Source organism: Streptomyces ossamyceticus, from assembly GCF_001418475.1.
GTDB lineage: Bacteria > Actinomycetota > Actinomycetes > Streptomycetales > Streptomycetaceae > Streptomyces > Streptomyces ossamyceticus.
This window is the reverse complement of sequence record NZ_LIQX01000454.1, coordinates 1-2186: the sequence shown is the minus strand read 5'-3', so window position 1 is coordinate 2186 and position 2186 is coordinate 1. Positions and strand designations below refer to the sequence as shown.

The following is a 2186-nucleotide window of genomic DNA, read 5'->3' as shown; positions in this document are numbered from 1 at the left end:
ATCTGCGAACTGCTCGGCGTGCCCTACGAGGACCACGCGTTCTTCCAGCAGCAGGCCCGGACCTTCCTCACCATCGCCACCAGCCCCCAGGAAGCGATGGCCGCCCGCGCCCACCTGTACGACTACCTCGGCGACCTGCTCGCCCGACGGACCGAGGAGCCCGCGGACGACCTGCTCTCCCGGCTGGCGACGGAACGGGTGGCCACCGGCCAGGCCACGGTCGAGGAGGCCGTCGGCGTCTCGTTCGTGCTGCTCCTCGGCGGGCACGAGACCACCGCGAACATGATCGCCCTGTCGACCGTGGCCCTGCTGCGCGACCCGGCGCAGCTCGCCGCGCTGCGCGCCGACCCCGCGCTGTGGCCGGGCGCGGTGGACGAACTGCTGCGGTACCTGACGGTGGTGCACTCGGGCATGCGCAGGGTCGCCACCGAGGACGTGGAGGTGGGCGGCGTACTCATCCGGGCCGGCGAGGGCGTGATCGTGCCCCTCCAGGCGGCCAACCGCGACCCGGACGTCTATCCCGACCCGGACCGGCTGGACGTGACCCGGGACGCGTCCCGGCACCTCGCGTTCGGGCACGGGGCCCACCACTGCGTCGGCGAGTCCCTCGCCCGCGCCGAACTGGGCATCGCCCTGCCCGCCCTCTTCGACCGGCTGCCGGGCCTGCGCCTGACCGCCGACCCCGAGGACTTCGCGCAGCCGCTGAGCCCGGTGCACGGGGTACGGTCCCTGCCGGTCGCCTGGTGACGTGACCAACGGGGCGTTCGTCGCCTGGGTGGAGGGCCATGCTGCTATCGGAAATCATCGCTGTGCTCCGGCCTTGAGGCCGGGGGTGAAGCGAATCTTGTGGCCGCGACGCGGAGTGTCGCGGTGGCGTTCCGGCGGAGCCGGAGCCTGCTCGTGACGGTGACAGGTCGTTCACGTGTTCCCGGTGACGATGTGAGTTCGACATGCCTAGTGTGATCGTCATGCAGCTCCGGTACGCCTTCAGGTTGTACCCGAACGCCGCTCAGCAGGCCGCGCTGGCCAGGGCGTTCGGGTGCGCACGCGTCGTGTTCAACGACGCCGTGCGTGCCCGCGAGGACGCCCGTCGGGCTGGGCAGCCGTTCCCGACAGCCGGTCAGCTGTCCACACGCCTGATCACGGAGGCGAAACGGACGCCGGAGCGCGCCTGGCTGGGCGAGGTCTCGGCCGTTGTCCTTCAGCAGTCCCTGCGGGATGCGGAGGTCGCCTACAAGAACTTCTTCGCCTCCCTCAAGGGCATCCGGAAGGGGCCGAAACTGGGCGCGCCCCGGTTCAAGTCCCGCAAAGACGCCCGGCAGTCGATCCGGTTCACCGCCAACGCCCGCTGGACCATCACCGGCAGCGGCCGGCTGAACCTGCCGAAGATCGGCGCGGTGAAGGTGAAGTGGTCCCGCTTGCTGCCCGCCACCCCCACTTCCGTCACCGTCGTCAAGGACGCGGCAGGCAGATTCTTCGCCTCCTTCGTCATCGACACCGACACGGCCGCCGACCAGGCGCGGATGCCCCAGAGCGACCGCACCATCGGCATCGATCTGGGCCTGACGCACTTCGCGGTCCTGTCCGACGGTACGAAGATCGACTCTCCGCGGTTTTTGCGGCGCGCGGAGAAGAAGCTGAAGAAGGCGCAGCGGGAGCTGTCCCGTAAACAGAAGGGTTCCAAGAACCGGGCGAAGGCCCGTCTGAAGATCGCCCGCGCGCACGCCAAGGTCACTGACGCGCGCCGTGAGTTCCACCACCAGCTCTCCACGAGGCTGATCTGCGAGAACCAAGGGATCGCCGTGGAGGACCTGTCGGTGGCGGGACTGGCCCGCACCAGGCTGGCCAAGTCTGTGCACGATGCCGGGTGGGCACAGTTCGTCAGGATGCTGGCGTACAAGGCGGAACGGTACGGGAGGACCCTGGTCACGATCGGCCGGTTCGAGCCGACTTCCCAGACCTGTTCCACCTGCGGCGTAAAAGACGGCCCCAAACCCCTGAACCTGCGGGAATGGACCTGTAGCGCCTGCGGTACGGTCCACGACCGCGACGTCAACGCCGCGATCAACGTGAAGACGGCCGCCGGACTGGCGGTATCGGCCTGCGGAGCGCCGGTAAGACCGGGAGCGATCCCGGCACAGCGCGAAGAAACAGGAAGCCATGGATTCCCGGCCGGAGACTGTGCC

At 69.4% G+C, this 2186-nt stretch carries 2 protein-coding genes; both read left to right on the top strand.

All coding sequences use genetic code 11. The features are described from left to right. A partial coding sequence (locus AOK15_RS29110) for a cytochrome P450 (protein WP_240508644.1) occupies positions 1-747 on the top strand: 747 nt, incomplete at its 5' end. 221 nt (positions 748-968) lie between these two features. Next, on the top strand, positions 969-2186 hold a 1218-nt coding region (locus tag AOK15_RS29105; protein WP_055521321.1), incomplete at its 3' end, for an RNA-guided endonuclease InsQ/TnpB family protein.